The following is a 6,654-nucleotide window of genomic DNA, read 5'->3' on the forward strand; positions in this document are numbered from 1 at the left end:
GTCCGCCAGCACCGCGCGCATCCGGGCCATGGGCACCCGCTGCGGCTGCCCATGGCCCGGATGCGCGCGGTGCTGGCGGACCACACGCTGCCGGGGTTCGCGCCCCGTATCGCCCTGCGGCTGACCACCACGCGGCGTCGCCGAACCTGACGGCCCGCCGGATCCCCGCCTCGCTGTTGCCGCCGACCCACACGGGGACGGGGGCGGGGGCGGGGGACGGGGCGGCGGTGGCGTGGGTGTTCGCGTCTCCCGGCGCGCGCCACGCGTCCCTCAGCGTGCCCAGGTACTCGTCGGTCAGCCTGCCGCGCGCGGTGAACGGCACGTCGAGCGCGTCGAATTCCTGGCGCGACCAGCCGACGCCGACCCCGAGGACGAAGCGGCCACCGCTGAGCTGCTGGAGGTTGGCCGCCATGCGCGCCACGAGGAGCGGATGCCGGTACGGCAGTACGAGGACGGTGGTGCCGAGCCGCAGCCGTGCGGTGATGCCGGCCAGCCAGGACAGCGTGGTGAACGGCTCGTAGAACGGCTCCGGATAGCGCTCGGCGACGTCCGGGGTGACGGCCACGTGGTCCGACACCATGAGCAGGTCGAAGCCGAGACCCTCCACCGTCCGCGCCCACTCGCGCAGCACGCCGGGGTCCGTTCCGGGCCCGAAGTTCGGGACGTTGACGCCTAGTTGCATGCTTCGAGGCTATCCCTGCGATCAGGGGATACGGAACCGAACTCTCCCGGAGGCATCGAGTTTCTCCCGTGTTTCTGCCGGTAGAATCGTCGTATGGCCGTGAATCTCGACGAAGTCGACTGGGCGATCATCGAGCAGCTCCAGCAGGAGGGCCGGATCTCTCTCAGCGAGCTTGGCCGGCGGGTGAACCTCAGCTCGTCGGCCACGACGGAACGGGTGCGGAATCTGGAGTCGCGAGGCGTCATCACGGGCTATCACGCCGTGGTGGACCTGGCCAAGGCCGGTTACCCCGTCCTCGCCGTCGTGCGGCTGAAGTACCCGGGCAACCAGCACCAGCCTCTGCGCCGGCTGCTCGCCGAGCGGCGGGAGATCCTCGAGTGCCTGCGGACCACCGGCGACGACTGCTACACGCTGAAGGTGGCCGCGACCTCCATGGAGCACCTGGAGACCCTGGTGGACGAGCTGGCGGGCTTCGGCAGCACGACCACCAGCGTCGTCTACAGCCGGACGCTCCCCCAGCGCGGCCCCGGCCGCCCCTGAACACCCGCCCTCCGGCCCGGCCGGCGAGGGTGCCACCTCGCCGCACCTCGGGTGCGCGGAGCCCGCTCCGCGCGGATCAGAAGGCGGAGCGCCGGGTCGCGCGGCGGTCGAGGACCGCCCCGCCCGCGTACCGCGCCGAGGAACCGAGCTCCTCCTCGATCCTGATCAGCTGGTTGTACTTCGCGGTGCGGTCGGACCGGGACAGCGAGCCGGTCTTGATCTGTCCGCAGCCGGTCGCCACGGCCAGGTCCGCGATGGTGGTGTCCTCCGTCTCGCCGGAGCGGTGCGACATGACGACGGTCCAGCCGGCGCGGTGCGCGGTGGCGACCGTGGCGAGGGCTTCGGTCAGGGTGCCGATCTGGTTGACCTTGACCAGGACCGAGTTGCCGACACCGGTACGGATGCCCTCGCGCAGCAGGTTCTCGTTGGTGCAGAACACGTCGTCGCCGGTGAGCTGGCAGCGGTCGCCGACGCGGGCGGTGAGCTCCCGCCAGCCGTCCAGGTCGTTCTCGGCCATCGGGTCCTCGATGGAGACGACCGGGTACGCGTCGATCAGCTTGGCCAGGTAGTCGGCGTGCTCGGTGGGCGTACGGCGGACGCCCTCGCCCTCGTACACGTACGCGCCGTCCCGGAAGAACTCCGACGAGGCCGGGTCCATGACCAGGCCGATGTCCGTGCCGGGCCGGTAGCCGGTGCGCTCGACGGCCGCCATGACGAAGTCGAGCGCCTCCTCGGCGGTGCGGAGCGCGGGCGCGAAGCCGCCCTCGTCGCCGACACCGGTGGCGTGCCCGGCGGACAGCAGGTCGCGGCGGAGGGTGTGGAAGACCTCGGAGCCCATGCGTACGGCTTCCGCGAAGGTCTCCGCACCGATCGGGGCGATCATGAACTCCTGGAAGTCCAGCGGATTGTCCGCGTGCGCGCCGCCGTTGACGATGTTCATCATCGGGAGCGGGAGGAGGCGGGCGTCGGCGCCGCCGAGGTAACGGTAGAGCGGCTGGCGGTGGGCCGCCGCGGCGGCCTTCGCGACGGCGAGGGAGACGCCGAGGAGGGCGTTGGCGCCGAGCCGGGACTTGTCCGCGGTGCCGTCGAGCGCGACGAGCGCGGCGTCGAGTCCGGCCTGGTCGTCGGCGTCGCGTCCGACGACCGCCGCCGCGATGTCGCCGTTGACGTGGGCGACGGCGCGGTCGACGCCCTTGCCGTGCCAGCGCCCGGGGTCCCCGTCACGCAGTTCGACGGCCTCGCGTGCGCCGGTGGAGGCGCCGGAGGGGACGGCGGCGCGGCCGAGGGATCCGTCGGCGAGGAGGACATCGGCCTCGACGGTGGGGTTCCCCCGGCTGTCGATGACCCTGCGGGCGGTGACGGACGTGATGACGGTGGTCTCGACTGCCGTGGAAGCCATGGGAGGTCCTTCGTGTGGATGCGCGCCGCGGCCCTGCTGCGACAGCGCTGGCGCGTGCCGCGACAGCACTGACTCTACAGCAATGCTGCACAGTTTGGCTGTTCAGTTGTGCTGTGCAGTTCAGCTGTACAGTTCGGCGGTGGAGCCGTACCACCGACTGGTGCCACCGGTTAAAGTGGCCTATGCCCACCCCGGAACCCGCCGCCGTCGCCACCGAACTGCGTACCGCGATGGGCAAGCTCACGCGGCGCGTGAAGCACGAGGACCAGATCCCGCTCGGCCACGTGTCCGTGCTCGGCACCCTGGATCGCGACGGCGCCATGACGACCAGCGATCTGGCGGCGGACCAGCGCGTACGGCCCCAGTCCATGGCCCGCTCGGTCGGGCTGCTCATGGAACAGGGACTCGTCGTCCGCCGGGCGCATCCCACGGACGGCCGCAAGTCCCTGGTGGAACTCTCCCCCGCGGGCCGGGCCGCCCTCGACGCGGAGCGCGGGCGCAGGGTGGGCTGGCTCGCCCAGGCGATCGAGCAGGAGCTCACGGGCGAGGAGCGCGAGGTGCTGGCGCGCAGCGCCGCCCTGATGGAGCGGCTCGCCGCGCGTTAGGCCCTGTCGGTTCGCGTTCCGTCCGCCGCAGCCTGGCTCCCTGCCGGAAATCGGTTCCCGAGTCCTGTCACACCTTCGCGGGGCGCTCCGTCAGTGCTGTGAAGACGCCGACAAGGGCGCGACGAATGGAGAGCAGCGATGACGACCACGAACTCCACCACGACCGCCACCACCCCCGGGACCTCCCTCTCCCGGATGTCCAACCCGGGCCAGTTCGTGCCCGAGTTGAGCGACATCAGCGCCGCCCTCTTCCGGGCCACCGGCAACCGCTCGGTGCCGCGCGCCACGATGAGCCTCGTCCACCTGCGGGCCGGCCAGATCGTCGGCAACACCTACCTGACGATCCTCAACACCGGCTTCCTCCGCAAGGCCGGCCAGTCCGAGGAGCGCATCACCGCCGTCTCCTCCTGGCAGGACGCCCCCTACTTCACCGACGCGGAGCGGGCCGCCCTCGCCCTGGTGGAGGCCACCCTCCAGCCCGCCCCGCACGGCCGGGAGCGCGTCTCCGACGAGCTGTACGCCGAGGTCGCGAAGCACTACGACGAGAAGGCACTGGCCACCCTGACCATCGCGATCGGCCAGATCAACTTCTTCATCGCCCTGGCCGTCATCGGCAAGCCGCAGCCGGTCGACTCCCTCGCGGACGTGCAGTGGGACTGACCCGCCCCCGGCTGACGGGCCGCGGCGGGCCTCGGGCAACATGAGCGGATGCCGGACACCGCAGCACGCACCGCCCTTCTCGATCACCTCCGTCGGACACTCCCCGGTCGCGTCATCGACGAGGTCGCAGGGGTGGACGGGCCCATCGAGGATCGCGTGCCCGGATTCCGGGTGTTCCGGATTCATCCCGCGTATCCGGGAGACTGGTGGCTGTATGTGACGTCGGGGTGCTGGGAGGCGACTCAGCAAAACGGCCATGGCACGGAGTTCCTTCTCGCGGCCCCGCGCGACGAATGGGTCAACCTGGAGAGCGTCACCGTCAACGCGTACTACCACTGCGGACCGGAGCACCAGCGACTCGACGTAGGACACACCGTCCCCATCGGCCGCCCGTGGATCGACGACTCCGACTGCGACCACTACCTCGTGAGCCTGCCGTACCCCTTCGGCCCCGACTTCGAGGTCTGCGAGTGGGGTGGCGGAGCCCACGCCCGGATCCTGTGGCTGTTGCCGATCACCGAAGCGGAGAAGGTCTTCCGTCGGGAGAGGGGACTGGAGGCGCTTGAAGTCCGTTTCGACGAGCACGAGATCGACCCCGTCGATCCCGAGCGGGCCTCCGTGGCCTGAGACGGGCGGACGGAGTCCGCGGCTGACGGGTACGGCGAAGGCCCCCACCCCGGGACACGGGCGTGGGGGCCTTCGACCGTCAGGACCGGTGGATCAGAACGCGCCGTTCAGATGCCACCAGGTGTCGGTCTCCAGGGAGCCGGGACCGAACGTGCCCGTACCGGTGCCCGGGTACATCACCAGCGCACCCGCTCCCCGGTGCTGGGCGGAGACGTAGCCGGCGTTCGTGATCGCGGACAGGTCGTTGCGGCCGTCACCGTTGTGGTCGCCGACGGCCAGGACCGAGGCCATGGAGTTCCAGCCGCTGCCCACGAGCGTGCGGCCGCCGAGGGCCCCCACCTTGCCCGGGTAGAGCCACAGCTTGCCCGTGGACGCCTCGCGGGCGATCAGGTCGGCCTTGGTGTCGCCGTTCAGGTCGCCCGGCGCCGCCAGGGAGTTCATGGCGTTCCAGCCGCCCGCGCCGAGGAGCTTCCGCGCGCCGAGCGTGCCCGTGGGCGTGCCCGGGTACAGCCACAGCTTGCCCGTGGACTTCTCGACCGCGAGGACGTCGGAGCGGCCGTCGCCGGACAGGTCACCGAAGGCGGTGACGCTGTTCATGACGTTCCAGCCGCCGGCGCCGATCAGCTTGCGGGTGCCGAGCGTGCCGCTACCGGTGCCGGGGTACAGCCACAGCTTGCCGCTGGCCGTCTCGCGGGCGATGACGTCCTCGCGGCCGTCGCCGGTGAAGTCTCCGTGCCGGATGAGGAGGTTCATGACGTTCCAGCCGCCCGCGCCGACCAGCTTGCCGGAACCGTCACCGGGAAGGAACCAGAGGCGGCCGGCCATGTCGCGGACGAGGACGTCCGAGGTCCGGTCGCCGTTCAGGTCGCCGAAGCCGCCGGCCTTGGGGGCCTGGGCCGCGTACCACTCCGGGTACGGGTCCATGGTGCATTCGCGCTCGGTGGGGACGAACTTCACCGAGCTGACGGAGGTGCTGCCGGGACCGCCCCATTCGGTGCCCGAGGGGTTCGGGTCCATGACACCGATGCCGCCGTCGAGGCCGTGGTTGGCGTCGTCGTACAGACAGACGAACTTGTTCGTGCGGTTCATCACCGACCGGAACGTGTTGTCCCAGGTCCCGAGCGTCGCCACGCTCGCGTTGGTCTTGTACATCGCCCCGGAGCCGTTGTCGGTCTTCCAGGCGCAGAAGTAGCCCGACGGGCAGTCGCCGAGCGCGGCCTGAGCGGGCGCCGCGCCCGCGCCGAGCAGCCCGGCCGAGCTGAGCCCCAGCGCCGTGGCCACCGTGGCCAGGCGCCGCAGCATTGAAGTGCGCATGCATTTCCTCCCTGAGACGGCGCGGAGAAGGCCTCGAACGCGCCGCGACAGGGAAGGTACCTTGCCGTGCCCGCGCGTCCGTCGGGAGGGTGGCCTCTCGCCGTGGGCGGCCCTGTCGAACCCCTTCCTACGAGGTCAGGACGCCGTTCAGGAAGGGTCCGACCGCCTCGCGCCAGGCCTCCGGGTGGGTGTAGTGGAGGAGGTGGCCGGCGTCGGGGATCTCCGCGTAGGCCCCGTGCGGCAGGACGCGGACCATCTCCTGGGCCTCGGCTCTGCCCAGCTCACCGTCCAGGCCGCGGACGACCAGCGTGGGGCAGCGGACCTGGGCCAGGGACTCCCAGTGCGCGTCGTGCACCCAGGTCGCCCGGGAGGTCAGCATCTGCTCCGGGTCGAAGACCGGACGCCAGCCGTCCGGGTGCTCGGCCATCACCTCGGCGAAGAAGGCGCCCCGGGCGGGGTTGGGGCGCTCGACCCAAGGATCCTCCTCGCCGAACCAGCGGCGGACGGCGTCGAGCGACGGGAACGGGGTCGGCCAGCGACGGAACCAGTCCCGCCACTCGCGCTGCGAGGCCGCGCCGAGTGCCGAGGCGCGCATGTCGCAGATGACGAGGGCGTGGACGAGGTCGGGGCGCTCGGCGGCCAGCTGCCAGGCGGTGAGGGCGCCCATGGAGTGGCCGATGAGGGTGACCGGGCCGAGGCCGAGCTGCTCGACGGCGGCGGCCGCGTCCGCCACGTACGCCTCACGGGTGAAGGAGGCGGCCGGGGGCTTGTCGCTGTGCCCGTGGCCCCGCTGGTCGAGGGCGACGACGCGGGGGCGGTTGTGGGGG

Annotated in this window: 8 protein-coding genes; 4 read left to right on the forward strand and 4 right to left on the reverse strand. The window is 71.6% G+C overall.

Translation table 11 applies throughout. The features are described from left to right. On the reverse strand, positions 1-682 hold a 682-nt coding region (locus AOK00_RS27910), incomplete at its 3' end, for a TIGR03619 family F420-dependent LLM class oxidoreductase (RefSeq protein WP_107097480.1). Positions 683-775: 93 nt separating this feature from the next. Here AOK00_RS27910 and AOK00_RS27915 point away from each other — a divergent pair. Continuing rightward, a complete protein-coding gene (locus AOK00_RS27915) occupies positions 776-1,222 on the forward strand; it encodes an Lrp/AsnC family transcriptional regulator (RefSeq protein ID WP_055603020.1) in 447 nt (148 codons plus the stop codon). Positions 1,223-1,298: 76 nt separating this feature from the next. Here the strand turns inward: AOK00_RS27915 and eno are convergent, their stop codons facing one another. Beyond that, a complete protein-coding gene (gene eno / locus AOK00_RS27920; RefSeq protein ID WP_055603021.1) occupies positions 1,299-2,621 on the reverse strand; it encodes a phosphopyruvate hydratase in 1,323 nt (440 codons plus the stop codon). Between the two features lie 182 nt (positions 2,622-2,803). On the opposite strand from eno, the gene AOK00_RS27925 reads away from it, so the two are divergent. The 3 genes from AOK00_RS27925 (at position 2,804) to AOK00_RS27935 (ending at position 4,513) form a co-directional block, all read left to right on the forward strand. Then, positions 2,804-3,226 carry a MarR family winged helix-turn-helix transcriptional regulator gene (locus tag AOK00_RS27925; RefSeq protein ID WP_055603022.1) on the forward strand — a complete coding sequence of 141 codons (423 nt, stop codon included), beginning with the start codon at positions 2,804-2,806 and terminating at the stop codon, positions 3,224-3,226. Between the two features lie 138 nt (positions 3,227-3,364). Continuing rightward, a complete protein-coding gene (locus AOK00_RS27930) occupies positions 3,365-3,886 on the forward strand; it encodes a carboxymuconolactone decarboxylase family protein (protein WP_055603023.1) in 522 nt (173 codons plus the stop codon). Between the two features lie 48 nt (positions 3,887-3,934). Continuing rightward, positions 3,935-4,513, forward strand: a complete 579-nt coding sequence (locus AOK00_RS27935; RefSeq protein WP_055603024.1) for a suppressor of fused domain protein — start codon at positions 3,935-3,937, stop codon at positions 4,511-4,513. Between the two features lie 93 nt (positions 4,514-4,606). Here the strand turns inward: AOK00_RS27935 and AOK00_RS27940 are convergent, their stop codons facing one another. Further along, positions 4,607-5,827, reverse strand: a complete 1,221-nt coding sequence (locus AOK00_RS27940; protein WP_055603025.1) for an FG-GAP-like repeat-containing protein — start codon at positions 5,825-5,827, stop codon at positions 4,607-4,609. A 127-nt stretch (positions 5,828-5,954) separates the two neighbouring features. Next, positions 5,955-6,654 (reverse strand): alpha/beta fold hydrolase (locus AOK00_RS27945; RefSeq protein ID WP_055603026.1); only part of this gene is annotated, 700 nt, incomplete at its 5' end.

The organism is Streptomyces aureus (assembly GCF_001418135.1).
Taxonomy (GTDB): Bacteria; Actinomycetota; Actinomycetes; order Streptomycetales; family Streptomycetaceae; genus Streptomyces; species Streptomyces aureus_A.

Coding starts and splice junctions, on each gene's coding strand:
- eno (WP_055603021.1), bottom strand. CDS start 2,621: ATGGCTTCCACGGCAGTCGAGACCACCGTCATCACGTCCGTCACCGCC.
- AOK00_RS27935 (WP_055603024.1), top strand. CDS start 3,935: ATGCCGGACACCGCAGCACGCACCGCCCTTCTCGATCACCTCCGTCGG.
- AOK00_RS27940 (WP_055603025.1), bottom strand. CDS start 5,827: ATGCGCACTTCAATGCTGCGGCGCCTGGCCACGGTGGCCACGGCGCTG.
- AOK00_RS27930 (WP_055603023.1), top strand. CDS start 3,365: ATGACGACCACGAACTCCACCACGACCGCCACCACCCCCGGGACCTCC.
- AOK00_RS27915 (WP_055603020.1), top strand. CDS start 776: ATGGCCGTGAATCTCGACGAAGTCGACTGGGCGATCATCGAGCAGCTC.
- AOK00_RS27925 (WP_055603022.1), top strand. CDS start 2,804: ATGCCCACCCCGGAACCCGCCGCCGTCGCCACCGAACTGCGTACCGCG.